The organism is Streptomyces sp. NPDC020983 (assembly GCF_044333485.1).
In the GTDB taxonomy this organism is placed as follows: domain Bacteria; phylum Actinomycetota; class Actinomycetes; order Streptomycetales; family Streptomycetaceae; genus Actinacidiphila.
Genome location: NZ_JBIRRA010000012.1, coordinates 153,413 through 177,631, shown reverse-complemented (window position 1 = coordinate 177,631; position 24,219 = coordinate 153,413). Strand labels below are relative to the sequence as shown.

Genomic DNA, 24,219 nt, shown 5'->3' with positions numbered 1-24,219 from the left:
GGGGCGCGTGCCGGCTGCCGGGAGGCTGCGGCCGCCGGCGGACTCCTCCGCGACAGGCCCTAGCCGGCGACGCCCAGCGCCGTGAGGTCCGGTGCGCCGTAGACCTGGTGCTCGTAGACGTTGGTGAGCCTGCTGCTGCGGAAGACCAGGTGCCGTCCGTGGACGAGGGGGACGAGCGCGGCGTCCGACATGACCTTCTCGTCCGCCTCGCGCCAGGCGGCGGTGGACTCCTCCGGGGTGCCGGCGCTCTCACCGCGGGAGAGGACGAGGTTCAGGGCGGGGTCCTTCACGCCGGAGTAGTTGGTGGGGCTGCCGGGGGCGACGAGGGTGCGCAGGAAGCCGCCGCCGTCGGGCCAGTCGGCGGCCCAGGCGGTCATGACCATGCCCCAGCCGTTCTGCTTGATCTTGGTGGGCGAGGCGAGGGCCGTGTAGAGGTCGGCGACGGGGACCTGCTTGACCGTCACCGTGATCCCGGCGTACTTCAGCGAGGCCTGGACCGCCTCCATGGCCGTGACGGTCGCCGGGCTGTTGGCGGCGCCGACGAGCGTGGTGCTGAAGCCGCCGGGCCTGCCGCACACCGTGAGCTGCTCGCGGGCCTTGGCCGTGTCGTTCTTGCCGGTGCTGTCGCCGTACGGGTGGGCGTCGGGGTCGTGGCCGTCGACGGTGGGCGGCAGCATGGTGGTGGCGATGTCGCCGGCGGTCTCGCCGCCCAGTGCGGTGCGGACGGCCACGCGGTCGACGGCGTACTGGACGGCGGCCCGGCACGGCTGCTTGTCGAAGGGCGCGACGGACGTCTGGAGGCTGATGTAGCGGGTGCTGCTGTTGTAGGCGAGGTCGGTCTGGGCGTGCAGCGTGCTGTCGGCCGTGACCTTGGCCTGGCCGGCCGCCGACAGCGCCTGCGACTGCAGGTCGAGGTCGGCGTCGCCGGACAGCAGCGCGTTCTCGACGGCGTCCTGCGCCGGGTAGACGGTCAGGTCGATCGCGTCGGGCAGCGCGGACCGGACGGGGTCGGTGGACTGGTCCCACTCGGGGTTGCGGACCATGTGCAGCGACTTGCCCGCCGAGTAGCTCTCGACCTTGTAGGGCCCGCTGGAGAGCGGCTCGTTGCGGTAGCCGGTGCCGTTCCCGGTGTCGGCCTTGCGCGGGACGGGCGCGCCCATCGGCATCGCCAGCACGTACGGGAAGTCCGCGAAGGGCTGGGCGAGGGTGAAGACGATGGTCCTGTCGTCGGGCGTGGCGACCGACCTCAGGCCGAGCCGCTCGGGGTCGGTGTCCTTGTAGGGGCCGGGGTAGTGCTGGCCCTCGTCGAGGAGTTCGGCGAAGTCCGGGGGGCCCGCGAGGAACACGTCCCGGTCGAAGGTGCGCTCGATGCCGTACTTGACGTCCTTGGACGTGATGGCGCTGCCGTCCTCGTACCGCAGGCCGGACTTGAGGTGGAACGTCCAGGTCCTGCCGCCGTTGGTGACGGCGCCGGTGGTGGTGGCGAGGTCGGGCACGAGCTTGCGCCCGGCGGGGCCGGGGTCGGGGGCGTAGTCGACGAGCTTGCGCTCGAAGAGGCGTTGCAGGTTCCACGACGGCTGGGTGTAGACGATCGCCGGGTCCAGCAACCCGTCCTCGGGATAGGCGGCGGCGAGCCGCAGGGTGCCGCCGGTCCGGTCGGAGGCGTTGACCACGCCGTCCAGGCCGCCGTTGTAGCCGTCGCCGGCCTTGCCGCCGTGCCGGGCCAGCATGGCGGGCCGGGCGGTGGCCGTGCCGGTCGCGGTCGGACGGTGGGTGGACGGATCGGGGGTGGGCCCGGCCTTGTCGTGGTGCCCGCCGCCGAGCGGGCCGTACAGGAGCGTGACGGTCACGCCGACCGCGGCCACGGCCACCGCGGCGACCGCCGTCGTCCAGCGCCGCCGGGCGCGCCGGGCGGGGTCGAACTCCCCCGAGCCGGAGGGCCCGTTGAAGGGCGGCGGGGTGTCCGGGAGGTACGGCGGCGGGAGCGGCACCTGCGGGCGCGGGGCGTAGGCCGGGTGCTCGGCGGGGGTGGGCGGCGGCGGGGTGCCGGGGCCGGGGGCGGCACCGAAGCCGTTGCCGAACGGCGGCGGGGTCGAGGGCGGCGGCGTCGGGGGCGGCGGGGTGCCGGGGCCGGCGGCGTTCTCCCCGGACGTGGCGGCGCCGGACACCCCGTCGGCGGGTCCGTAGGGGGACTTGGGCGGCGCGGCGACGTCCGGCGCGGTGGCCGCGGCGCCGGCAGAGGGCGGGATCGCGGGGCCGGCGAGCAGCACCGTGTGGCCGGCGGAGACCAGCCAGGCGCGCAGCCGGTCCCGGAAGTCCGCCGCGTCGGCGGGCCGGTCGACGGGGTTCTTGGCGAGGGCGGAGAGCACGAGCGCGTCCAGCTCCGGCGGCACCCCGGGGTTGCGCGACGAGGGCGCGGGCGGCGGGGTGTGGACGTGCCAGTACATCAGGTTGATCGGGTTGCCGTCGGTGAACGGCGGCTTGCCGGTGAGGAGTTCGGTGAGGACGCAGCCGACCGCGTAGACGTCGCTGCGGGCGTCGACCTCGGCTCCGTTGATCTGCTCGGGCGACATGTAGCTCGGGGTCCCGATCGCCGAACCGGTCGTGGTGAGCCGGGAGTCGGTGTCCAGCACGCGGGCGATGCCGAAGTCGGCAACCTTGACGACGCCCTCGGGGGTCACCATCACGTTCGCCGGCTTCACGTCGCGGTGGACGGTGCCGTGGATGTGCGCGTGCGCCAGGGCGTCGAGGATGTCGCAGGCGATGCGCACGGCCCGCTCGGGCGGGAAGAACACCTGGCGCCGCAGCATCTGGGAGAGCGTGCCGCCGGGGACGAACTCCATGACGAGATAGGGCACGACCTCCTCGCCGTCGCGTATCTCGTCCTGGTCGTGGACGGTCACGATGCCGGGGTGGTTGAGCGAGCCGGCGGCCTGCGCCTCGCGGGCGAAGCGGCGCCTGGCGTCGGGGTTGTCGGCCAGGTCCGGCAGCAGTGTCTTGACCGCGACGGTCCGGCCCATCCGGGTGTCCTGGGCTCGGTGGACGCGGGCCATTCCTCCCGAGCCGAGCAGCTCGGCCATCTGGTAGCGCCCCGCGAAAAGCCCGTCAGTCATTCCCGCCCCGTCCGCCTGTGCACTCCGGCGCCCGCTGTGTCCGCCGCCCCGCCGACTCACCGCCCGCGGCGGCGGGTTGCGCACGGTGTACGCCGGCCTGCCCCGACCGTGGACGAGTTCCGGCCGCCCGCACAGCCTACGGGGCGGCGCCGGTGGTACGGCGCCGCCCCCGGGGCTTTCGTTCCCCCGTTGTGACCTTGCTATCGCGCAGCGGTGACGTTCGGGCCGCGCGTCAGTCCCGCGGGTCCGCCGCGGCCGTGGCGCGGCGGCGGCGGGCCGTCAGCAGGTACACGCCCGCGCCCGCGGCGATCAGGGCCGCGGCGCCGCCGGCGAGGTAGGGCGTGCCGGAACTCGCGCCGGTCTCGGCCAGGTTGCCGGTCTCCGGGGCCGTGCGGACGGCCGCCCCGGAGGTGCCCGGGCCACCCGCGGTGCCGGCCGTGCCGGAGGCGCCGGTGCTGCCCGCGGAACCGGAGGCGCCGGAGGTGCTGCCGCCCGCGCCGGTGCTCCCGGTGGAACCGGTGGCGCCGCTCGTGCCGCTCCCGGAGGTGCCGGAGGTGGAGCCGGACACGGAACCGGACGTGCTTGCGCCGGTGGTGCTGCCCGATGTGCCGGACGTGGACCCGGTGGTCGAGCCGGACGTCGCACCCGAGGTGGAGCCCGTGGTCGAGCCCGTGGTCGAGCCGGACGTCGAGCCCGAGGTGGAGCCGGACGTCGAGCCGCCGGTGGCGGTGCCGGAGTGCGGGGAGGTGCAGGTGGCCTGCGCGAGCGTGACCTCGCCGCTCACCGCGGCGACGCCCAGGCTCAGCGGGTCGAGGCGCAGTGCGAGCCGCAGCGCGGTGGCCGCGGCGGTGGTGGACGTCGTCGTGGTCTGCGTCAGGTCCAGGCTGACGCGCCCGACGCCGGGGACGTTCAGCTTCGTGGTACCGACCGCGGTGAGGTCGACCCGCTGCCCGAGCACGGTGAGACCCGCGAGCTCGGAGTGCGCGGTGGGGCGGCGGCCCGCCTCGCACGTCGCGGTCGCCGTCACGGCGTCGGCCTTGACCAGCGCCAGCAGCGGCAGGCCCGGCACGTGCACCTGGGCGTGGGCCACGGTGACCTGGCCCTCGGCCTTGTGCGCGTCGGCGGTGGCCGTGGACGTCGCGACGCCGGCCCGCAGGATGCTGATGCCGCGCCCGTTCTCCACGCCCCGGCCGACCGTCACGGTCAGCGCGGTCCTGCGGGCGTCGGCGGGCGCGTGCACGTCGTTGAGGGTGACGTTCACCGGTACGTCGACCGCCTTGCCGAGCAGCGACACGTCCAGGTCCGCGCGCAGCACGGCGGCGCCGGCCGCGCCGCCGTGCGCGTCGCCCGCCGGGGCCGCCTGCGCGGCGGGCGCGAGCACCGCGGCGCCCACGGCGAGGGCGACGGCGGCTCCGGCGGTGGCGGCACGGCGGCGGACGGGCAGCGGGAAGGTGGTGAGGGTGCGGTACATCGGTGCGGGACTCCCACGGAAGACATCGTTGAGCATCGGACTCCCCCCGGCCGTAAGGGCGTTGGGGACAACGGGCCGGGGCTAGGCGAGCAATGCTTACGCACTGGGAGTGAATGCGCGGCTACGCACCGCCAGTTCACCCGGAAGGGTGGTTTCCGGTGAGATCCTCGACGAGCGGGACGGGGAGGTGCGGGCCTGCCGGCCCGCGCGCCCGCGGGGGCGGCCGAAGCGGCGGTGACGTGCGGGGACGCTCCCCGCGAACGGCCGGCGGACGGCCCGCGGACGGCGTCCGGGCGCGCCGGGATGCGCGCCCGCGTGTGCGCGGCGCTCGCGTAACGTGCGGACGAGGACCAGGTCCGCGGTGGGCGGCGGGTGTTCAGCCCACCACGGCGCCCCGCAGGACGACCCGGCGCGGCGCCGCCAGCACCCGGACGTCCGCGCGCGGGTCGGCGTCGTAGACGACCAGGTCCGCCGGGGCGCCCTCCTCCAGGCCCGGGCGGCCGAGCCATTCGCGCGCCTGCCAGGTCGTCGCCGACAGCGCGGCCGTCACCGGCAGGCCCGCGGTGACCAGTTCCTCGACCTCGGCCGCGATGAGGCCGTGCGGCAGGCTGCTGCCCGCGTCCGTGCCGGCGTAGACGGCGATCCCGGCGTCGTAGGCGTTGCGCACGGTCTCGTGGCGGCGCGCGTGCAGGCGGCGCATGTGGTCCGCCCAGCGCGGGTACTTGGCCTCGCCGACGGCCGCGAGGTCCGGGAAGGTGGCGATGTTGACGAGCGTGGGCACGATGGCCACGCCGCGCTCGGCGAGCAGCGGGATCGTCTCGTCGGTGAGGCCGGTGGCGTGCTCGATGCAGTCGATGCCGGCCGTCACGACGTCGTGCAGGGTGTCCTCGGCGAAGCAGTGCGCGGTGATCCGCGCGCCCTCCTCGTGCGCGGCCGCGATCGCCTCGGCGAGCGCGTCCTTGGGCCAGCAGGGCGTGAGGTCGCCCGCCTCCCGGTCGATCCAGTCGCCGACGAGCTTGACCCAGCCGTCGCCGCGCCGGGCCTCCTGCCTCACGTACGCGGCCAGGTCGCCGGGTTCGATCTCGTGCGCGAAGTTGCGGATGTAGCGGCGGGCGCGGGCGATGTGCCGCCCGGCGCGGATGATGCGGGGCAGGTCGGCGCGGTCGTCGACCCACCGGGTGTCGCTGGGCGAGCCCGCGTCGCGCAGCAGCAGCGCGCCCGCGTCCCGGTCGGCGAGCGCCTGCTTCTCCGACGTGCCGGCGGACACCGCGCCGTAGTGGTCGAGGCCGACGTGGCAGTGCGCGTCGACGAGGCCGGGCAGTACCCAGCCGCGGACGGTCACGGCCTCGGCGGCGGGCCGGTCGTACGTGATCCGGCCGTCGACCACCCACAGTTCGTCGGTCGCGTCGTCGGGGCCGGTCAGGATCCGGCCCGTGATGTGCAGCACCTCACCCATGAGGGCACTGTACGGGTCCGGCCGCGCCCCCTAGGCGGCGGGCAGCCGGCTGAAGGCGGCGCGGTAGTCGCTGGGGGTCAGGCCGACACGGCGGGTGAGGTGCTGGCGCAGCGAGTCCGCGGTGCCCAGGCCGCTGGCGCGGGCCACCTGGTCGACCGGCAGCGCGGTGGTCTCCAGCAGCTCGCGGGCCCGCTGGATGCGCTGGTGCAGCAGCCACTGGAGCGGGCTGAGGCTCGTCTCGGCGCGGAAGCGGCGGTTGAGGGTGCGGACGCTGACGGAGGCGTGCCGGGCGAGGTCGGTGAGGGTGAGCGGCTGGTCGAGCCGGGTCATGGCCCAGGCGCGGGTGGCGGCGAAGGAGGTGCCGGTCTCCGGCGGCAGCGGCGTCTCGGTGAACTGCGCCTGCCCACCGCACCGTACGGGTGCCACCAGGGCGTGCCGGGCGACGCTGTTGGCGACGGCGGCCCCGAAGTCGGTGCGGACGATGTGCAGGCACAGGTCGATGCCGGCGGCGTAGCCGGAGGAGGTGAGCAGCTGCCCGTCCTGGACGAAGAGGACGTCGGGCTGGACGTCCACCGTGGGGTAGCGCCGGCCGAACTCGTCGGTGAGCATCCAGTACGTGGTCGCGCGCCGCCCGTCGAGCAGGCCCGCCTCGGCGAGCAGGAAGGCGCCCGAGCAGATGGAGGCGATACGGGCGCCGGCCGCGGCGGCGCGCCGCACGGCCGCGAGGATGCGCGGGTCGGGCTCCTCGCGCGAGCCGGTGCCGGGGAGGATGACGGTGTCGGCGCCCTCCACCGCGTCCAGACCGCTGCGGATGACGACCTCGGTGGCCCCCGTGGTGCCGACGGCCCCGGGGTCGGGGGTGCACAGCTCCACCTCGTAGCCGGGCGCTCCGTCCACCTGCACACGGGCGAAGAGCATGTCGGGGACGGCGAGGTTGAACAGCGACACCGGCGGCGCGGCGATCACCACGACCCGGCGCGGGCGGACGGGAGCCGGGGAGGCCGGGGGTGCGGGCTCGGTGGGCGCCGTGCGGGGCGCGGGTTGTCCGGTCGGTGCGAGCGCGGCGGGCATGGCCGAAACCTCCGGGTGTTTGGCATTGTGGCCACTACTGTAGGGCGCCGCACGGGGCGAGGCTGAGGGGCATGTCCCAGGACCTCACTCCGCACGCCCCGCGTACGGCCTCCCCCGCCGGGAAGCCGGGGCCGGCCGCGCCGCAGGCCGCGCCGGGCCGCGCCATGGCCGCCGCGCTGCTCGGCTTCTTCCTCATCACCCTCGACGCCTCCGTCGTCAACGTCGCCCTGCCGGCGATCGGCGACGACCTGCACGGCGGGCTGTCCGCGCTCCAGTGGGTGGTCGACGGCTACACCCTCGCCTTCGCCGCGCTGATGCTGTCCACCGGCGCCTTGTCGGACCGGATCGGCGCGGGCCGCGCCTTCGCCGGCGGCGTGCTGGTGTTCGCGCTGTCGTCCCTGGCGTGCGGCGTGGCACCCGGTCTCGGCGTGCTCGTCGTGGCCCGCGTGGTGCAGGGCTCGGCGGCGGCGGTGATGCTGCCCTCCTCGCTCGCGCTCGTGCGGCAGGCCCACCCGGACCCGGTCCGCCGCACCCGCGCCATCTCCCTGTGGGCGACGGGCGGTTCGACGGCGGTGGCGCTCGGGCCCGTGGTGGGCGGGGTGCTCACCACGGCCTGGGACTGGCGGTCCGTCTTCTACGTCAACCTGCCCTTCGCCGCCGTGACCCTCGTACTGGCCCGCGGCGCGCGCGGCGAGCGCCGCCCGGCGCCCCTCGACGTCCCCGGCCAGGTCACCGCGGTGCTGGCGCTGGGCGCGCTCACGTACGCGGTGATCGAGGGCGGTACGCGCGGCTGGGCGGCGGCGGGCGTGGCCGTCGCCGCGGGCGCGGCCTTCGTACGGGCCGAGACCCGGCACCCGCACCCCGTCGTCCCGCTGGGCCTGTTCCGCAGCGGCGCCTTCTCCGCCTCGGTGGCGGCGGGCGCGGCGATCAGCGTGGCCTTCTTCGGCATGTTCTTCGTGCTGGGGCTGTACTTCCAGCAGGTGCGCGGCGAGACCGCACTCACGGCGGGCCTGATGTTCCTGCCGATGACGCTGCTCATCTCGACGGTGAACGTCCTGTCGGGCCGTGCCACCAACCGCTTCGGCCCCCGCCTGCCGATGGTCGCCGGCCAGCTCGTGATGGTGGCGGGCCTGCTGGCGCTGCTGCCGGTGGGGCGGCACACCCCGCCGCTCGCGGTGGCGTTCCTGATGGTGCCGCTGGGGGTGGGCGGGGCGCTGGCCGTACCGGCGCTCACCGCGTCGGTGATGGGCGCGGCGCCCGCCGAGCGCGCGGGGGTGGCGGCGGGTGTGCTGAACGCCGCCCGGCAGGTCGCGGGGGCGCTGAGCGTCGCGGTCTTCGGCTCGCTGGTGGCCGGCTCGCGCTTCCTGCCCGGCCTGCGGGAGAGCCTGCTGGTGTCCGCGGCCCTGGTGCTGGCCGCCGCGGCGGCAACGGCGGTGACCCTGCGCCCGCGCGCCTGACCCGCGCCGCCCGCAGGCTCACCCGGCGGCGGGCTCGGGCGCGCGGCCGCGCTCGCGGGCGTCGAGCAGCTCGTCCCAGTGCTCGAAGGCCCAGGCGCAGGCGGCCTCCAGCGGTTCCAGCATGCTGCGGCCCAGGGGTGTCAGCGCGTAGTCCACGCCCTGCCGCGGATCGGCGTGCACGGTGCGGGAGACCAGGCCGCTCCGCTCCAGGCCGCGTAGCGACTGCGTGAGCACCTTCGGGGTGACGCGGTGCAGCGGGACGCGCAGTTCGGAGAAGCGCCGCGGGCCGCCCTCCAGGCAGCGCAGCACCAGGGGCGCCCACTTGTCGCCGAAGCGGAAGGGGAGCAGCGAGGAGGGGCACAGCTCGTCGAAGAGGTCGGCGGGCAGGGGCGGACGGTGCGTCACGGGCTCTCTCCTTCGTCCCCGGGCGGGCGGCCCGCGGGGTCGGCGGTCGTGCGGGGCAGGGCGGGCGTGCGGGCGCTTCGCGGCTCGGCGGTATCCAGGAGGTAACCGCCCCCGCGGCTACCTTTCCCGGGCACACGCTCACACGCGGCACCGCGTAGAGCCCGCCGACTGCAGGAGGTATTCCACCGATGGGCAGCTTCGTCATCTTCGGGGCGGGCGGCCGGGCCGGCCGGCACGCCGTCGCCGAGGCACGCCGCCGCGGCCACCGCGTCACGGCGGTGGTCCGCGACCCGTCCCGCCATCCCGCGCCGGCCGCCGAGGGGGTGCGGCCGGCGGCGGGGGACGTCACCGACCCGGCGTCCGTGGCGGCCCTCGCCGCCGGGCACGACGCCGCGATCAACACCGCGGCCGTGTACGGGGAGGGCACCGACCCGGCGGCCTTCTTCCCCGCGGCCGCCCGGGCGCTGGCCGCGGGTCTGGCCGACGCGGGCGTGCACCGCCTGGTCACCGTGGGCCTGGCCCCCGTCCTCCCCGGCCCGGACGGCGTCCGCCAGCTGGACACGCCCGAATTCCCCGCCCAGTTCCGCCCGTTCTGCGCGGCCCACGCGGCGGGCCTGGACGCCCTCCGCGCAGAGGCGGGCGCGCTGGACTGGCTCTACCTGGCCCCGGCGGGCGACTTCGTCCACGACAGCCCCAGGCCCAGCGGCCGTTACGAGACCCGCCCGCACTCCGACCCGCAGGCCCGTGTCACCTACGCGGACTTCGCCCTGGCCCTCCTCGACGAGGCCGCCGACCCCCGCCACCACCGCACCCACCTCTCGGTGACCTGAGCGGTGGCGGTCACAGGGGCAGCTTGAAGCCCTCGTGGCTCGCCTCGAAACCGAGGGAGGTGTAGAAGCGGTGGGCGTCCGCACGGGACTTGTTGCTGGTCAGCTGGGCCAGTGCGCAGCCCTGTCCGCGGGCGCGGTCCAGTGCGCGGCGGACGAGGGAGCGGCCCAGGCCCGAGCCGCGCAGGTCGGCGCGGACGCGCACGGCCTCGATGAGGGCGCGTTCGGCGCCGCCCTTGCCGAGGCCGGGGACGCGGGTGAGCTGGAGGCAGCCGACGACCTCGCCTGCGGCGTCCACGAGGACGAGGATCTCGTTGCGGGGATCCGCCTCGACGGCGGCGAAGGCCCGCTCGTGGGCGCCGGTGACCTCGACGGCCGCCGGGTCCACCACCCCGTCCTCGCCCGCGAGGAGGGCGAGGACGGCGGGCAGGTCGGCGCGGGTCGCGGGGCGGAGGGCGGTCTCGGGGGTGCCGGGTTCGGGCGCGGTGCTCATGGGCCCGATCCAACCAGGCCGGGTCCCCGCCCCCGGGCCCGGCCCGTGCGGTGGGGGGTGCTCAGCCGCGCTTGCCGTCCACCCGGCGCGGGATGCCCAGCGGGTTGGCGTCCTGCAGTTCGGGGGGCAGCAGGGCGGGCGGGGTGTCCTGGTAGGCGACCGGGCGCAGCCAGCGTTCGATGGCGGTGGCTCCCACCGAGGTGGAGGTGGAGGTCGTGGCGGGGTAGGGCCCGCCGTGGTGCTGGGCGGCGGTCACGGCGACGCCGGTGGGCCAGCCGTTGACCAGGACGCGCCCGGCGAGGGCGCTGAGCCGGGCCAGCAGTCCGGCGGCGGCCCCGCCCGGCTCGGCGGCCTCGGCGGTGCCGAGGTGGGCGGTCGCGGTGAGGTTGCCCGGCAGCCGGTCGAGCACCGCGGCGAGCTCGTCCGCGGAGCCGTACCGCACGACGACGGTCAGCGGCCCGAAGCACTCCTCCAGCAGCACGTCGTGGGCGCCCTCCGCGGCGAGTTCGGCGGCGGAGACGGTCAGGAACCCGGGCCGTACGCCCCGTTCGCCGGCCTCGGCGGGCGCGACGGGCGCGGTCACCGCGGGCAGGGCGGCGCGGGCGGCGGCGCCCGCGAGGAAGTTGGTGCGCATGCGGCCGTCGAGCAGCACGCCGCCGGGGGCCTCGCCGGCGGCGCCGGTGAGCGCGGCGACCAGGCGGTCGCCGCCCTCCCCCGCGGGGGCGAGGACGAGGCCGGGCTTGGTGCAGAACTGGCCGACGCCGAGCGTGAAGGACCCGGCGAGCCCGGCGCCGATCTGCTCGGCGCGCTCGGCGGCGGCGGCCTCGGTGACGACGACCGGGTTGAGGCTGCCCAGCTCGCCGTGGAAGGGGATGGGGCGCGGCCGGGCGGCGGCGGCGTCGTACAGGGCCCGTCCGCCGGGCACGGAGCCGGTGAAGCCCGCGGCGGCGACGAGCGGGTGGCGGACCAGTTCGACGCCGGCGTCGAAGCCGTGCACGAGCACGACGGTGTCGGCGGGCAGTCCCACGGAGACGGCCGCGCCGCGCAGCAGTTCGGCGCACAGCGCGGAGGTCGCGGGGTGGTCGGGGTGGGCCTTGACGACGACGGGGCAGCCCGCGGCGAGCGCGCTGGCGGTGTCGCCGCCGGGCACGGAGAAGGCGAGCGGGAAGTTGCTGGCGGCGTAGACGGCGACGACGCCCAGCGGGATCTTCATCCGGCGCAGGTCGGGCCGCGGGATGGGCTCGGCGCCGGGGTCCGGGTGGTCGATGATCACGTCGAGGTAGGCGCCCTCGTCGACGACGTCCGCGAACGTCCGCAGCTGGAAGGCGGTACGGGCGAGTTCGCCGGTGAGCCGGGGCACCCCGAGTGCCGTCTCGGCGTCGGCCGCGGCGATAACCCGCTCTCCCGCCTCCTCCAGCGCCCCGGCGGCGGCACGCAGCAGCCGGGAGCGTACGCTTCGGTCGGCGAGCGCCGGGAGCGCGGCGGCCGCGGCGCGTACGGCGGCGTCCACGTCCTCGGCCGTGGCCTCGACGGCGACCTGCTCGCGCTGCTTCCCGCTCCGGGGGTCGACGCTCCAGACTGGTACTGCCACCGGGACAACCTCCACGTTTTTCCGTCACGCACGGCACCGCACGCCGCTGTACGACGCGGTACGGCGCTGCCGCACCGACACGTTGTTCTCTATACTGAACGACGTCTTCAGATGTGAACCTGCAAGGGGAGCCTACGTCCGCGGCTCCCGGCCGAACAAGAGGGGTCGAGCGCATGGCTGCTGCCGAGGGAGCCGGTTCCCAGGTCAAGTCCGCGGTCCGCACGGTGGAGCTGCTGGAGTTCTTCGCGGGGCGGCCGGGCATGCACAGCCTCGCCTCCGTGCAGGAGTCGGTCGGCTACCCGAAGTCCAGCCTCTACATGCTGCTGCGCACCCTCGTCGACCTCGGCTGGATCGAGACCGACGCGACGGGCACGCGCTACGGCATCGGCGTGCGCGCGCTGCTGGTCGGCACGTCCTACATCGACGGCGACGAGGTCGTGGCCGCCGCCCGGCCCACCCTGGACCGGCTGTCGGACGACACCAGCGAGACCATCCACCTCGCGCGCCTGGACGGCACCAGCGTCGTCTACCTCGCCACCCGGCAGTCGCAGCACTACCTGCGGCCCTTCACCAGGGTCGGCCGCCGGCTGCCCGCGCACTCCACCTCCCTCGGCAAGGCGCTGCTCGCGACGTACACCGACGACCAGGTGCGGGCGCTGCTGCCGGAGACGCTGGAGCCGCTCACCGAGCACTCCCACACCGACCGCGAGAAGCTCATCGAGGAGCTGGCGGTCATCCGCGAGCAGGGCTTCGCGGTGGACCGCGAGGAGAACACCCTGGGCCTGCGCTGCTTCGGCATCGCGGTGCCCTACCGCACCCCCGCGCGGGACGCGGTGAGCTGCTCGGTACCGGTGGCGCGGCTCACGACCGCCCACGAGCAGATGATCAAGGACGCGCTGTTCGACGCGCGCGACCGGCTGCTGCTGGCCACCCGCCACCTCTGACGGCCGCGGGGGCGCGGTCCGCGCGCCGAAACCCGTCCGGCCGGCGGTGCCCCCTTCGTGGGAACGGCGGGGCCTCCCGGACACGGCCCCGATCCCCGGCCGTAGGCTCGCGACCATGGAGATCATGACGAACGGGAACGACGAGGGCGCCGCGGCCGGTCCCCCGGCGGGCGACGTCGCGGAGTGGGTCGCCCGGCGCGCGTCGTCCTTCGGCGCTGTCGCCGCGGAGTACGACGAGCACCGCCCCGGCTACCCGTCCGAGGCGGTGGCGTGGGCCCTCGCGCCCGTGCTGGCGCGGCGCGGCGGCGGCCCGCTGGACGTGCTGGACCTCGCGGCGGGCACCGGCAAGCTGACGCGCGAGGCGCTCGCGCTCGGCCACCGCGTCACGGCGGTCGAGCCGGACGCGGAGATGCTGGGCACGCTGCGCGAGCGGCTGCCCGGGGCCACGGCGCTGCCCGGCGCGGCCGAGCGGATACCGCTCGCGGACGCCTCGGTGGACGCGGTGGTCGTGGGCCAGGCCATCCACTGGTTCGACCAGGAGCGCGCGCTGCCCGAGATCGCCCGGGTGCTGCGGCCCGGCGGGGTCCTGGCGACGCTGTCCAACGCCGACGACGACCGGGTGGGCTGGATCGCGGGCCTGGGCGAGATCTCCCCGAGCCAGGTGTCCTTCCTCGGCTGGGAGAAGAAGCCGCAGCGCGCCATAGAGCCGCACCCCGCCTTCTCCGCGGCGGTGGGCGCCGACTTCCCGCACGTGATGGTGCGCACCGCCGAGACGCTGGCCGCGACGGCCGCGACCCACTCCCACCTGCTGGTGATGGAGCCCGGGCAGCGGCAGGCCGCCGTGGCGCGCATCCTGGCCTACCTCAGGTCCCGCCCGGAGACGGCCTCCGGCGAGTTCGAGCTGCACCTCGTGACCCGCGTCCAGCGCTGCGAGCGCGCGGCGGTCTGACGGCGTGCCGGAAGGCGGGCGCGCGGCCCGCTCCCCGGGCCGCGGGGCCCCCGTCCGGGCGGCCCCGGCGGCAGCGCCCCGCGCACGCTCCATCACAACGCGTTCACCAGCGGTTACCGCCGGGAATCCGTGATTCCCAACCTCTGCCCAGAGCCTCTTCTCGCTGCTACGCTCTCGCCGCGCCGTGGCGGGGAGGTCCGGGCAGGAAGAGGTGACCGTGGGCACTGCCGTCGACGACGATTCCGCCGCGTTCCACGCGTTCTTCGAACGGCACTACGCCGAACTCGCCCGGCTGGCACACCTGCTGACGGGCGAGGCGGACGCCGCCGACGACCTCGCGGCGGACGCGCTGGTGGCCCTGTGGCGCCGCTGGGACCGGGTCAAGGCGACCGAGCACCCGGTGGCGTACGCGCGCGGCGTGGTGGCCAACCTCGCGCGCTCCCGCATCCGCAGCGCGGTGCGCGAACGGCGCCGCGTCGCCCTCTTCTGGTCGCAGCGCACCGAGCGCACCGACGGGCCCGACCTGCCGGCCGTACTGGACCTGCGGGAGGCGCTGCAGCGGCTGCCGTTCCGCAAGCGGGCGTGCGTGGTGCTGCGGCACGCGTTCGACCTGTCGGAGCGGGACACGGCCGACGCGCTGGGCATCTCGGTGGGCACCGTCAAGAGCCAGACGTCACGCGGTATCGCGGAGTTGGAAAGGCTGCTGCAACCCCGGACATCCGAGACCGGTACGGTGCAGGGACGGGATCCGTCGGCCGCGAGCGGTACGGCGGGCCCGGCACGACTGCCGCGCACCGGACGGCCGGACACCCCGGTCGGTGCGGCGGGCGGCTCCCCGGGCGACATGGGCCCGGGGACACAACTGCTGGGTGCGGCGGGTCATGTGGCTCGTGCTCGTACTCGTACGGGACGGGGACTGTGATGACCGATCTGCCGGAGCGGCTGCGGGAGGCCGCGCACGCCCACCGGCCCGACAGGGAGCGCATGCTCGCCCGCGTCGAGCACGCGATGGCCGCGGACGGCACCGGGAACGACGCGCCGGAGTCCGGTGCGCGCGGCCACGACCGGCCCGCGGCGGCGCCGTGGATGCGGGTCACCGCGGTGACCGCGGCCGTGGCGGGCGCGATCGGCATCGGCGGCCTCGCGGTGGGGGCCGTCACGGGGACGGGCCAGCCGGGCCACTCCACCGTCACGTCGGACAGCGCCGACCCGGCGCAGCCCTCCCCGGCCGCCTCGGACACCGCGGGCACCAGCGAGCACCGGGTGCCCGTGCAGCGGCACTCCACGACGGCCCCCGCGCACCGCAGGACGCCCGCGCCGCACACCACGGCGGGCCGCAGCACGACCGCCTCGCCGCCCCTCCAGGCACCGCCGCCGAGCATCCCCGGCTCGCCCCCGCAGACCACCGGCGCGCCCTCGTCGGGCTCGGGCCTGCCGCAGGGCAGCGGCCCGCTGCGGTCCAACGGCGTGCTCGGCTCGAACAGCGACGCGTACTGGACCGAGAGCGACGTGACCCTGACGTCGCAGCAGCCGATCACCTCGCTGACGGTGGAGCTGAGGATCGCCAGGGTCAACGGCGAGACGTACTCGGCGTCGTGGACCAACGCCACGCAGGTGGGCGTCCAGGTGTCGACCGAGGCGGACTACATCGTCTACCGCTGGACGCTGGCCGCCGGGCAGACCCTGCCGGCCGACACGTACACCTTCGCCGGGCAGTTCACCCACGACCCGGGCAAGGGCGGCACGGACGGCGACCGCTACACCGCCACCGTGGGCTACGCGTCCGGTGGTTCGGTGACGGTCGGCGGCGGTTTCTGACCGCCTGAGCGGCTGAAAGGCGCGCGTTCCGGGGGTGTGCGGCGCGTCCGGCGGCACGTGCCGGAAGGTGTGGACGGCGCAAGTGGGGCGCCGGGAAATCTGCCGGAAATATTTTGTCGATCCGCGGCAACCTCCCGTGCCCCGGCGGCGACTTGGGGGTGCACGGCCCAGCACGCTTCCCCCTCAGGAGAAGCTCCGGGGCGCGGCGGTACCCCCATGATCGCCGCTCCCCGGCATCCCCCGCCCTGCACACGATCAACCCGTGTGCAGGGCGGCGCGGGCCGCCGCGAGATCCGCCTCGCTCGCCAGCCCCGCGTGGTACAGCCGCAGTTGGGTGGCGCCCAGCTCGGCGGCGTGCGCCGCGTCGGCGGCGAGCGTGCCGGGGCTGCCGCCCATGCCGGAGACCACCGTGAAGTTGGCGGCCACCACCGTGTCCGGCCCGGCGTGCGCGGCGACGGGCCCGAGCACCGCCGCGCGGCCCGCGGCGCCGGCCGGACCGCCGGGGCAGGGCAGCACGAGACCGTCCGCCTGGGCCAGGATCCGCGGGACGTCCACCCCGGCGTTGGCACCGCAGCGGTACGGCACCGGGTCGGCGTGCAGGAGCACCTGGAAGCCGGGCGCGGCGGCGGCGCGCACCGCGGCCACGGCCTGCTCCTGGAGCGAACCGGCCGTCCGCGTACGCCACGTCAGCGTCAGTTCGGTCCACCGCGGGCCCAGCAGCGCCTCGATGCCCTCCGCCGCCTCGGGCCGCCCGGCCCACACGGGGACGAGCGCGGCCCGCACGGCGGCGGCGAGTTCGTCCGGGTCGGCCCCCAGCCCGGCGTAACCGGCGCGGCAGGACGGGCAGAAGCACAGCGACATCAGGTACTGCGCGGCGTCGCCGAGCGGCACCCCGCCGATCTTGTCGTGCGCGTGCAGGTGCGCGAGCCCGTACCAGCCGAGCGACTCCAGCTCGGTGCCCGCGGCGCCGGGGCGCACGGCGGCCTCGGCGGCGAGGTCGAGCAGGTAGCCGCGGACGGCGGGCTGCGCGATGCAGGGCGCCCACGGGTAGCGGTCGCCGTAGGCGTTGACGACGGAGGTGTCCGGATACTCGGCGCCCAGGCGGGAGTTGTGCGCGAGCACGACCCAGGTGTGCACCTCCAGGCCCGCCTCCGCCAGCGCCTTCGCGGCGCTTCCCCACGCGTCGCCGGGCGCCCAGTCGCCCGCCGGGTAGGGCGCCGGCTCCCGGCCCTGCCAGCGGCGTTCGTCCGGCGGGTAGAGCACGGCGGAGTGCGCGGCGGTGACGACACGGTGCCGCGGGTGGCGCGGGGTGAGCGCGCGGGTGGAGTGGTAGGCGGCGGCGAGGGTCACCTGCGCGACGCCGAGGCCGGCGATGCGTGCGGCGGCGTCCGGGTCGCCGTTGACGTCCCAGGGGTAGACGAAGGCGGAGGCGCGCATGTCAGCACTCCTCCAGCAGGGCCGTACCGCGTGCGACGAGTTCGGCCAGTTCCCGGACGTGCGCGGGCGCCGGTTCGCTCAGCGGCGGCCTGACCTCCCCGACGTCCAGGCCGCGCAGCCGTACCCCGGCCTTGACCAGCGAGACGGCGTAGCCGCGGCCCTTGCCGCGCAGGTCGGCCAGCGGGCGGTAGAAGCCGTCGACGAACCGGCCGACGGTGGCGTCGTCGCCGGTGGTGAGCGCGCGGTGGAAGGCGAGGGCGATCTCGGGCGAGAAGGCGAAGACGGCCGAGGAGTAGAGGGTGACGCCGAGGCCGCGGTAGGCGAGGCCGGTGAGCTCGGCGGTCGGCAGGCCGTTGAAGTAGCGGAAGCCGTCGCCGGGCAGTTCGGTGCGCACGGCGCTGATGATGCGCTGCATCAGCTCCAGGTCGCCGTAGCCGTCCTTGAGGCCGATGATGTTGGGGACCCTGGCCAGCTCGACGACGGTCCCGGGAGTGAAGACGGCGTTGTCGCGCTGGTAGACGATGACGTCCAGCCGTGTGGCGGCGGCGAGTGCGGTGTAGTGCCGCAGCAGGCCCTCCTGGTCGGGGACGACCAGATAGGGCGGCATGGCCAGCAGCCCGTCCGCGCCCGCCCGTTCGGCGAGGGCGGCGTACTCGGCGGCGAGCGCGGTGCCGTACCCGGCGCCCGCGAGCACCGGGACGCGCCCGCCCGCCGCCTCGACGGCGGCGGCCACGCACGCCCCGAACTCGGTCGGCGTCAGGGCGTGGAATTCGCCGGTGCCGCAGCAGGCGAACACGGCCGCCGCGCCGGCGTCCACCCCCGCGCGCACATGGGCGCGGAAGACGTCGAGGTCCGGGGCGCCGTCCGGGCCGAAGGCCGTCACGGGGAAGAACAGCAGGCCGTCGAGGCGCTCGGCGAGTGAGGGTGCGGTCATCGGGTCCCCTTGGAGGTCCGGATCTGTGCGCTCATCCGACCTGTGCGCTCATCTGATCCACGTCCATACTCATGAACGCTGCCACGCTAGGCGAGCATCCGCGCGCGGGTCAAGCCGACGAGCGCAGGTCAGAGAGGCCGCGGGGAGGCACCGCCGAGGCAAAAGTCGTCCATATACATGAATCACGGCCACGGATATACTCGGCGGGGCGCCGCCGGAGGCCTCCCGTCCGCGCCGGCCCCGCGTACCGCACCGCCCCAGGCCCCAGCGGCCGGTGAGACCGAGGAGAGACCCGACATGCCCGCTCCCCGCACCATTCTGCTCACCGGCGCCGCCGGCGGCCTCGGCACCCTCATGCGCGGCCTGCTCCCGTCCTACGGCTACGAGCTGCGGCTGCTGGACATGCTCCCGGTCGAGGGCGAGCCCGGGGCGATCACCGCCGACCTCGCCGACACCGGGGCGCTGCGCGAGGCCGTCCGCGGCGTCGACGCGATCGTGCACCTCGCGGGCATCTCCCTGGAGTCCACCTTCGACAAGATCCTCAAGGCCAACATCGAGGGCACCTACAACCTCTACGAGGCCGCGAGGGCCGAGGGCGTGCGGCGCGTCGTCTTCGCCTCCAGCAACCACGCGGTCGGCTACACCCCCCGCCCGCGAGACGGCGACCCGCTCATCCCGATCGGCACCCCCCGCCGCCCCGACACCTTCTACGGCCTGTCCAAGTGCTTCGGCGAGGATCTGGCGCAGCTCTACGCCGACCGGCACGGCATCGAGACCGTCTCGATCCGCATCGGCTCCTGCTTCCCGCGCCCCACCACGGTGCGGGCCCTGTCGGTGTGGATGAGCCCCGCCGACTGCGCCCGCCTGCTGCACGCCGCCCTCACCGCCGACGTGACCGGCCACACGGTGGTCTACGGCAGCTCCGCCAACACCCGCCTGTGGTGGGACCTCGCCCCCGCCCGCGCCCTCGGCTACGACCCGCAGGACGACTCCGAGGTCTTCGCGGCCGGGATCGTCGCCGAGCAGGGCGAGCTGGACCCGGACGACCCGGCGCACGCCAACCTGGGTGGCGCCTTCTGCACCGAGCCGCCCGTCTGGCCGCACTGAGGCCCCGCCAGGCCCCCGGCGGGCCTCAGCTGTTCGGCGTCAGCGTGTTGGTCCAGGTGTGGGTTCCCTCACCGAGAGCGAACTCGTCGAAGCCGCTGTACGGGAGGTAGGCCACACCGCCGGTCGAGACGTTCTCGAGGCGGCAGTAGCTGTAGTAGAGGAACTGGTCCAGCGTCGGGCCGGTGAGGGCGCACTGCCAGTCGTAGTCGCCGGCGGCCAGCACCAGGGTCCGCGCGGGATCCTGGACGACGGTGTCCATGCTCTCCCTCCAGGTGTAGGTGGCGCCCTTCAGGGTGATCCGGCGCGGACCGGCGGCGGGGAGCTTCACGGAGATCGAGTCCCCGGTGATCGTCACCGACCGGCTGATGGTCGCGGGAACGCCGGCCGCGGAACTGGGCTGGGCGGCGACCACGACGGTCGCGAGGGACGCGACGGTGAGCGAGAGCGCCACCGCCGAAACACGCAGGGACTTCACATGTCCTCCGATGCAGGAGCCACGAATTCGCGCCAAGGCTAGGGAGTGCCCGGAACCGGCGAACAGGCCGTTCCCGGCCACGCGGCCGTCCGAAAACGGCTGCGGAAGCGGACGGAAGGAGTCCGTGACCAGCGGCCGTCCTCCGCGGCGGCCGCGGCCGGCCGAAAACGGAATGCCCCGGCGTCCGGGGCGCATTAGGCTCCCGGGCATGTTCTTCATGCATCAGCTCTACGGCTGACGCGGGGCGGGCCAGCGCCCGCTCCCCGTCGCACACCCGCGTGCGCGCGGCCCGCTCCCGGGACGACCGGTCGAGGGGGGCGGCGTGCGGGTGTGCCGTACCCGTCCGCCGTAGACCTGAAGCGAGTTGATCACCCGTGTCCCGTCGCCGTGCCCATGTCGCGATGATCGGTGTCCCCATCGTCAGCCACGTCCTGCCCGGTCTCGCCGTCCTCCGCGAGCTGGTCGCGCGCGGCCACCGCGTGACGTACGCCAACGACCCCTCCGTGGCCGGCCTGGTCACGTCCGCCGGCGCCGAGCTGGTGCCCTGCGCCTCCGTCCTGCCCGTCGCCGACAACGCCTGGCCCGAGGACCCCGTCGCCGCGATGGGCCTCTTCCTCGACGACGCGGTGCAGGCCCTGCCCCGGCTGCGCGCCGTGTACGACGCCGACCCGGCGGACGTGTACCTCTACGACATCGGCGCCTACGCCGGGCGCGCCCTCGCCGAGGCGCAGGGGCGGCCGCTCGTGCAGCTGTCGCCGACGTTCGTCGGCTGGGACGGCTACGAGGAGGACGTCGCCGTCCACGTGCGGCAGCTGCCGGGCGCCGACGCCTACCACGAGCGGTTCGCCCGCTGGCTCGCGGGCTGCGGGGCGGCCACCACCGGGGTCGACGCCTTCGTCGGCCACCCCGCGAAGGCGCTCGCGCTCATCACCCGCGCGATGCAGCCGCACGCCGACCGCGTCGACACCCGCGCGGTGACCTTCGTCGGCCCGTGCTTCGACCTCGCGCAGGAGACCGGCGCCTGGAGCCGGCCGGCGGGCGCGGCGAAGGTGCTGCTGGTCTCGCTGGGCTCGGCGTTCACCCGGCAGCCGGAGTTCTACCGGCGGTGCCTGGCGGCGTACGGCGGCCTGCCCGGGTGGCACGTCGTCCTGTCGATCGGCCGGCACACCGACCCGGCCGGCCTCGGCCCGGTCCCGGCGAACGTCGAGGTGCACCCGTGGGTCCCGCAGCGGGCGGTGCTCGCCCAGGCCGACGCCTTCGTCACGCACGCCGGCATGGGCGGGTGCAGCGAGGGGCTGGTCGCGGGAGTGCCCATGATCGCGGTGCCGCAGGCCGCCGACCAGTTCATGAACGCCGACCGCCTCGTGGAGCTGGGCGTCGCCCGCCGCCTCGACACCGCCGACGCCACCCCCGGGGCCCTGCGCTCGGCCCTGCTCGCCCTGACCTCCGATCCCGCGGTCGCCCGCCGCTCGGCCGTCCTGCGGGCCGCGGCACGGTCCGAGGGCGGCGCCTCCCGGGCCGCCGATCTCGTCGAGGCGATGCTGAACTGACGCGCACGACACGCCCCGACGGCCCGGGGGAACCCCCGGGCCGTCGGGCAGACTGCGTAATCGACCGGGCAATGGTGCACCCGGACGGGGAGAGCGAAAGGACGGGGGTTCGGTGATGTGGCGTGGAGTGACGGCCGTTGAGGTGCCGCCACCGGACAGGTTCGACTGGTTCGTGGAGACGGTCTCCAGCGCCCTGATGCCGTCCGCCTTCTCCGCCCGGGACCCGGCCGGCTTCCACGCCGAGGGGGCGTTCCTGGACCTCGGCACCGCGCAGCTGTCGCGCTTCGCGTTCTCGCCGCTGCACTCCCGGCGCACCCCCGCGCTGATCCGCCGCGGCGATCCCGAGCAGTACCAGCTGGGGCTGGTGACCCGGGGCTCGGCCTGCTACGCGCAGGGCGCCGGTGAGGCGAAGCTGCGCGCCGGGGACATGGTGCTGTGGGACACCTCACGGCCCTACGAGTCCCGTTCGGGCCTGGACGGCGGCAGCGTCGAGGCGCTCGTCCTCCAGATACCCAAGGCGGCCATGCCGCTGGCCGGCCGTCAGGTCGAGCGGCTGCTCGCCCGCCGCGTGGACGGCGGCGCGGGGATGGGGGCCGTGCTGGCGCAGTTCCTGGCCGCCGTGGCGGGGAACGGGCCGGGCGTACGGCCCCAGGACCTCGGCAGGCTCGGCGGCGTGGCGGTCGAGCTGGCCGTCTCGTGCCTGGTCCAGCAGCTCGGCGGGGAGGCGGAACCGCCGGACGCGGCCCGCACCCACGTGCTGCTGCGCCGTATCGACACCTTCATCGAGCAGAACCTCGCGGACCCCGGCCTCACCCCGCGGGCCGTCGCCGAGGCCCACCACATCTCGCTGCGCCGCCTCTACACGCTCTTCCAGGAGCGCGCCGCGCACGCCCACGGCCCGGGCGCGGCCGGCGGCGCCGAGGGCGTGGCCGCCTCGATACGCCGCCGCCGGCTGGAACGCTGCCGCGCCGACCTGGCCCGCCCGCAGCTGCGCCGCCACCCCGTCCACGTCATCGCCGCCCGCTGGGGCTTCCCCAACGCGGCGGCCTTCAGCCGCGCCTTCCGCGCCGCCTACGGCACGACCCCGCAGGCCTACCGCGCGGCGGCGGCGGAGTCCTGGTCCTCGTGCGCGTGACGTCCCGGACGCCTGCACGCATCGTCAAGGAGCCCTGCGCGCGCGGCACATAACCGCGGCCTGCGCGCACCTAAACTCGTGACCGCCGGGAAGCGGCCACGCGCCAGGGCGTGGACACCGCGGCTCCCGGCGGGAAAACGGGCAGAGCACGACGAAAAGGAACTCCCTCGGCACATGGACATCCTCCACCGCGGTAACACTGGACCTGGTCGGTGCCTCCGTCGTCAGCAGTGCTGGGACCACTGCGGCCGGCAGCAACGCGCGGCGGACCGGCCCCGACGACAGCCGGCACGTCGTCCACCCGCCGTACCGGGCGGGGCGCGGCGGCGACGGGACATCCGGGGAGCCGCGCTCCTCCACCCGCGGCACTGACACCTGCCTCCCGGACCGGAAGCGCCGGCGCCCCACGGGCGCGGCACGTCCTGCCTCCACGGGACGGCCCGGCCGTCCGCGGCGTCCCGGCGACGCGGGCTCCCGCACCCCGGCCCCGCGCCCCGCTCCCGCCCCCCGGGAGCGGGGCGCGGTCCACACCAGGCGCCCGGCGGGGCCCTGCGGCTCCGGCCCGGGCCGTGCGGCAGCGGCTCCCGGGGGCACACCCGGACGGGTGCGGGTAATGGAACCGCAAAGGCGGGCCGGGCGTTAATGCGGACATGACCGCAATGACCCCCGGCTCGAATGTGCCGCTGCCCGTGCCCCGCGTGACCGTCGAGGTCGGCGCGCCGGTGCGGCTGGACGTCTCGGGCCTGCTGCTCACCGCCGACGGCAAGGTGCGCTCCGACGACGACTTCGTCTTCTACAACCAGCCGCAGGGCGGGCCGGGGGTGACGCACCGCGCGCGCGGGGGCGGCGCACCCGACGCCATCACCGTGGACACCGCACTCGTGCCGCCCGGCATCGAGAAGATCGTCGTCACCGCGAGCATCGACGGCGGCGGCGCCTTCTCCGGGACGACCCCGACGGCCACCGTGCGCGGCGCCGACGACGGCGCCGTCGTCGCCACCTTCTCCCCCGCCGGGCTCGGGCCGGAGACGGCCCTGGTCGTCGTCGAGATCTACCGCCGCGGCGGCGCCTGGAAGGTGCGGGCGGTCGGGCAGGGGTACGCGAACGGCCTCGCGGGCATCGCCACCGACTTCGGCGTCAGCGTCGAGGAGGCCCCGGCGGCCGCCCCGCCCGTACCGCAGAGCCCGCCGCCGCCCTCGGGCCCCGCGGCCGCGCATCTGCCGCCCCCGCCGTCCGCGCCCCCGGCGGCACCCCCCGCCGCCCCCGCCCGGATCAGCCTCGACAAGGGCCGCGTCAACCTCCGCAAGAACGAGACCGTCTCCCTCGTCAAGGCCGGCAAGCCGCTGCTCTCCTCCGTCCGGATGGGCCTCGGCTGGGAGCCGGCCTACGGCGGCCCGGCCATCGACCTGGACGCCTCGGTCATCGTCTACGGCCCGCAGCGCAACCACCTGGAGACGTGCTACTTCGGGCACAAGAAGGCGCAGAAGGGCGCGATCAAGCACTCCGGCGACAACCTGACGGGCCACGGCTCGGGCGACGACGAGACGATCGTCGTCCACCTCGGCCGCCTCCCGCAGGACGCGACCGGCCTGGTCTTCACGGTCAACTCCTACTCCGGGCAGACCTTCGACGGGGTCGCCAAGGCGTACTGCCGGCTGCTGGACGACTCCACCGGCGAGGAGCTGGTGCGCTTCGACCTCACCGGCAGCGAGCCGCGCACGGGCGTGCTGATGGCCAAGCTCGTCCGGCAGTTCTCCGGCGAGTGGGAGATGACGGCGCTCGGCACCTTCGCCGACGGTCAGACCGCCAGGGCCCTCGTCCAGCCGGGCGCCGCGGCGCTCTGACGGCACGCGCCGCGCGCCCGGCGCGTCCCGGCGAGCCCCGCGGAACGCGGGTGCACCCGGCCGCTCCTGACGCGCCGCCAGGCCTACCGGACGGTCCGGTTCCACTTACGGAACTGGACCGTCCGGTTGTGCGCCGGGCGCT

At 75.7% G+C, this 24,219-nt stretch carries 19 protein-coding genes and 1 pseudogene; 10 read left to right on the top strand and 10 right to left on the bottom strand.

Features of this window, described 5'->3' with window-relative positions; all coding sequences use genetic code 11:
* Nucleotides 1-59: 59 nt before the first annotated feature.
* The 4 genes from ACH4SE_RS26225 to ACH4SE_RS26210 all read right to left on the bottom strand — a co-directional run bounded on the left by ACH4SE_RS26225 (nt 60) and on the right by ACH4SE_RS26210 (nt 7,111).
* Nucleotides 60-3,113, bottom strand: coding sequence for an ABC transporter substrate-binding protein (locus ACH4SE_RS26225; protein ID WP_398545923.1), 3,054 nt, complete (start codon nt 3,111-3,113; stop codon nt 60-62).
* 232 nt (nt 3,114-3,345) lie between these two features.
* Nucleotides 3,346-4,584 (bottom strand): SCO1860 family LAETG-anchored protein, encoded by a 1,239-nt coding sequence (locus ACH4SE_RS26220; RefSeq protein WP_398545922.1) that lies wholly within the window; start codon nt 4,582-4,584, stop codon nt 3,346-3,348.
* A 376-nt stretch (nt 4,585-4,960) separates the two neighbouring features.
* On the bottom strand, nt 4,961-6,040 hold the full coding sequence (locus ACH4SE_RS26215; protein ID WP_398545921.1) for an amidohydrolase family protein: 1,080 nt from the start codon (nt 6,038-6,040) through the stop codon (nt 4,961-4,963).
* Between the two features lie 30 nt (nt 6,041-6,070).
* Nucleotides 6,071-7,111, bottom strand: a complete 1,041-nt coding sequence (locus ACH4SE_RS26210) for a GlxA family transcriptional regulator (protein ID WP_398545920.1) — start codon at nt 7,109-7,111, stop codon at nt 6,071-6,073.
* A 71-nt stretch (nt 7,112-7,182) separates the two neighbouring features.
* Between ACH4SE_RS26210 and ACH4SE_RS26205 the strand changes: the two genes are divergently transcribed.
* Nucleotides 7,183-8,568, top strand: coding sequence for an MFS transporter (locus tag ACH4SE_RS26205; protein ID WP_398545919.1), 1,386 nt, complete (start codon nt 7,183-7,185; stop codon nt 8,566-8,568).
* 18 nt (nt 8,569-8,586) lie between these two features.
* Here ACH4SE_RS26205 and ACH4SE_RS26200 read toward each other — a convergent pair whose 3' ends face one another.
* Entirely contained in the window at nt 8,587-8,973 is a 387-nt protein-coding gene (locus ACH4SE_RS26200; protein WP_398545918.1) for a winged helix-turn-helix transcriptional regulator, read from the bottom strand.
* A 188-nt stretch (nt 8,974-9,161) separates the two neighbouring features.
* Here ACH4SE_RS26200 and ACH4SE_RS26195 point away from each other — a divergent pair, with 188 nt between their 5' ends.
* Nucleotides 9,162-9,803, top strand: coding sequence for an NAD(P)-dependent oxidoreductase (locus ACH4SE_RS26195; protein WP_398545917.1), 642 nt, complete (start codon nt 9,162-9,164; stop codon nt 9,801-9,803).
* A gap of 10 nt (nt 9,804-9,813) precedes the next feature.
* Here ACH4SE_RS26195 and ACH4SE_RS26190 read toward each other — a convergent pair whose 3' ends face one another.
* Both ACH4SE_RS26190 and ACH4SE_RS26185 read right to left on the bottom strand, forming a co-directional pair.
* Nucleotides 9,814-10,293, bottom strand: coding sequence for a GNAT family N-acetyltransferase (locus ACH4SE_RS26190; protein ID WP_398545916.1), 480 nt, complete (start codon nt 10,291-10,293; stop codon nt 9,814-9,816).
* Nucleotides 10,294-10,354: 61 nt separating this feature from the next.
* Nucleotides 10,355-11,884, bottom strand: coding sequence for an aldehyde dehydrogenase (NADP(+)) (locus tag ACH4SE_RS26185; RefSeq protein ID WP_398545915.1), 1,530 nt, complete (start codon nt 11,882-11,884; stop codon nt 10,355-10,357).
* Nucleotides 11,885-12,057: 173 nt separating this feature from the next.
* Between ACH4SE_RS26185 and ACH4SE_RS26180 the strand changes: the two genes are divergently transcribed.
* The 4 genes and pseudogenes from ACH4SE_RS26180 to ACH4SE_RS26165 all read left to right on the top strand — a co-directional run bounded on the left by ACH4SE_RS26180 (nt 12,058) and on the right by ACH4SE_RS26165 (nt 15,595).
* Nucleotides 12,058-12,828: an IclR family transcriptional regulator gene (locus tag ACH4SE_RS26180; RefSeq protein ID WP_398545914.1), complete on the top strand. Its 771-nt coding sequence runs from the start codon at nt 12,058-12,060 to the stop codon at nt 12,826-12,828.
* Between the two features lie 115 nt (nt 12,829-12,943).
* On the top strand, nt 12,944-13,777 hold the full coding sequence (locus ACH4SE_RS26175; protein WP_398545913.1) for a class I SAM-dependent methyltransferase: 834 nt from the start codon (nt 12,944-12,946) through the stop codon (nt 13,775-13,777).
* Nucleotides 13,778-13,994: 217 nt separating this feature from the next.
* Nucleotides 13,995-14,525: pseudogene (locus tag ACH4SE_RS26170) on the top strand (SigE family RNA polymerase sigma factor); the annotation flags it as partial.
* Between the two features lie 173 nt (nt 14,526-14,698).
* The gene (locus ACH4SE_RS26165; RefSeq protein ID WP_398545912.1) at nt 14,699-15,595 is read left to right on the top strand and encodes a hypothetical protein; all 897 of its coding nucleotides are present in this window, start codon (nt 14,699-14,701) and stop codon (nt 15,593-15,595) included.
* A gap of 255 nt (nt 15,596-15,850) precedes the next feature.
* On the opposite strand, the gene ACH4SE_RS26160 is transcribed toward ACH4SE_RS26165, so the two are convergent.
* Complete coding sequence (locus tag ACH4SE_RS26160) at nt 15,851-17,032, bottom strand: hypothetical protein (RefSeq protein WP_398545911.1); 1,182 nt, start codon at nt 17,030-17,032, stop codon at nt 15,851-15,853.
* A 1-nt stretch (nt 17,033) separates the two neighbouring features.
* On the bottom strand, nt 17,034-17,966 hold the full coding sequence (locus ACH4SE_RS26155) for a 5-dehydro-4-deoxyglucarate dehydratase (protein ID WP_398545910.1): 933 nt from the start codon (nt 17,964-17,966) through the stop codon (nt 17,034-17,036).
* A gap of 297 nt (nt 17,967-18,263) precedes the next feature.
* On the opposite strand from ACH4SE_RS26155, the gene ACH4SE_RS26150 reads away from it, so the two are divergent.
* Nucleotides 18,264-19,073, top strand: a complete 810-nt coding sequence (locus ACH4SE_RS26150) for an NAD-dependent epimerase/dehydratase family protein (RefSeq protein WP_398545909.1) — start codon at nt 18,264-18,266, stop codon at nt 19,071-19,073.
* 25 nt (nt 19,074-19,098) lie between these two features.
* Here the strand turns inward: ACH4SE_RS26150 and ACH4SE_RS26145 are convergent, their stop codons facing one another.
* Entirely contained in the window at nt 19,099-19,548 is a 450-nt protein-coding gene (locus ACH4SE_RS26145) for a hypothetical protein (protein WP_398545908.1), read from the bottom strand.
* Between the two features lie 401 nt (nt 19,549-19,949).
* On the opposite strand from ACH4SE_RS26145, the gene ACH4SE_RS26140 reads away from it, so the two are divergent.
* The 3 genes from ACH4SE_RS26140 (at nt 19,950) to ACH4SE_RS26130 (ending at nt 24,077) form a co-directional block, all read left to right on the top strand.
* Nucleotides 19,950-21,098 (top strand): macrolide family glycosyltransferase, encoded by a 1,149-nt coding sequence (locus ACH4SE_RS26140; RefSeq protein ID WP_398545907.1) that lies wholly within the window; start codon nt 19,950-19,952, stop codon nt 21,096-21,098.
* Nucleotides 21,099-21,225: 127 nt separating this feature from the next.
* Nucleotides 21,226-22,233 (top strand): helix-turn-helix domain-containing protein, encoded by a 1,008-nt coding sequence (locus ACH4SE_RS26135; protein ID WP_398545906.1) that lies wholly within the window; start codon nt 21,226-21,228, stop codon nt 22,231-22,233.
* A gap of 650 nt (nt 22,234-22,883) precedes the next feature.
* Entirely contained in the window at nt 22,884-24,077 is a 1,194-nt protein-coding gene (locus ACH4SE_RS26130; protein ID WP_398545905.1) for a TerD family protein, read from the top strand.
* The last annotated feature ends 142 nt before the right edge of the window (nt 24,078-24,219 follow it).

What these genes read in the sequence shown, in the direction of transcription:
- ACH4SE_RS26140 (WP_398545907.1), top strand. Translation starts at nt 19,950, where the DNA reads ATGATCGGTGTCCCCATCGTCAGCCACGTCCTGCCCGGTCTCGCCGTC.
- ACH4SE_RS26195 (WP_398545917.1), top strand. Translation starts at nt 9,162, where the DNA reads ATGGGCAGCTTCGTCATCTTCGGGGCGGGCGGCCGGGCCGGCCGGCAC.
- ACH4SE_RS26175 (WP_398545913.1), top strand. Translation starts at nt 12,944, where the DNA reads ATGGAGATCATGACGAACGGGAACGACGAGGGCGCCGCGGCCGGTCCC.
- ACH4SE_RS26180 (WP_398545914.1), top strand. Translation starts at nt 12,058, where the DNA reads ATGGCTGCTGCCGAGGGAGCCGGTTCCCAGGTCAAGTCCGCGGTCCGC.
- ACH4SE_RS26225 (WP_398545923.1), bottom strand. Translation starts at nt 3,113, where the DNA reads ATGACTGACGGGCTTTTCGCGGGGCGCTACCAGATGGCCGAGCTGCTC.
- ACH4SE_RS26150 (WP_398545909.1), top strand. Translation starts at nt 18,264, where the DNA reads ATGCCCGCTCCCCGCACCATTCTGCTCACCGGCGCCGCCGGCGGCCTC.
- ACH4SE_RS26190 (WP_398545916.1), bottom strand. Translation starts at nt 10,293, where the DNA reads ATGAGCACCGCGCCCGAACCCGGCACCCCCGAGACCGCCCTCCGCCCC.
- ACH4SE_RS26130 (WP_398545905.1), top strand. Translation starts at nt 22,884, where the DNA reads ATGACCGCAATGACCCCCGGCTCGAATGTGCCGCTGCCCGTGCCCCGC.
- ACH4SE_RS26155 (WP_398545910.1), bottom strand. Translation starts at nt 17,966, where the DNA reads ATGACCGCACCCTCACTCGCCGAGCGCCTCGACGGCCTGCTGTTCTTC.
- ACH4SE_RS26205 (WP_398545919.1), top strand. Translation starts at nt 7,183, where the DNA reads ATGTCCCAGGACCTCACTCCGCACGCCCCGCGTACGGCCTCCCCCGCC.
- ACH4SE_RS26165 (WP_398545912.1), top strand. Translation starts at nt 14,699, where the DNA reads ATGACCGATCTGCCGGAGCGGCTGCGGGAGGCCGCGCACGCCCACCGG.
- ACH4SE_RS26215 (WP_398545921.1), bottom strand. Translation starts at nt 6,040, where the DNA reads ATGGGTGAGGTGCTGCACATCACGGGCCGGATCCTGACCGGCCCCGAC.
- ACH4SE_RS26220 (WP_398545922.1), bottom strand. Translation starts at nt 4,584, where the DNA reads ATGTACCGCACCCTCACCACCTTCCCGCTGCCCGTCCGCCGCCGTGCC.
- ACH4SE_RS26210 (WP_398545920.1), bottom strand. Translation starts at nt 7,111, where the DNA reads ATGCCCGCCGCGCTCGCACCGACCGGACAACCCGCGCCCCGCACGGCG.
- ACH4SE_RS26160 (WP_398545911.1), bottom strand. Translation starts at nt 17,032, where the DNA reads ATGCGCGCCTCCGCCTTCGTCTACCCCTGGGACGTCAACGGCGACCCG.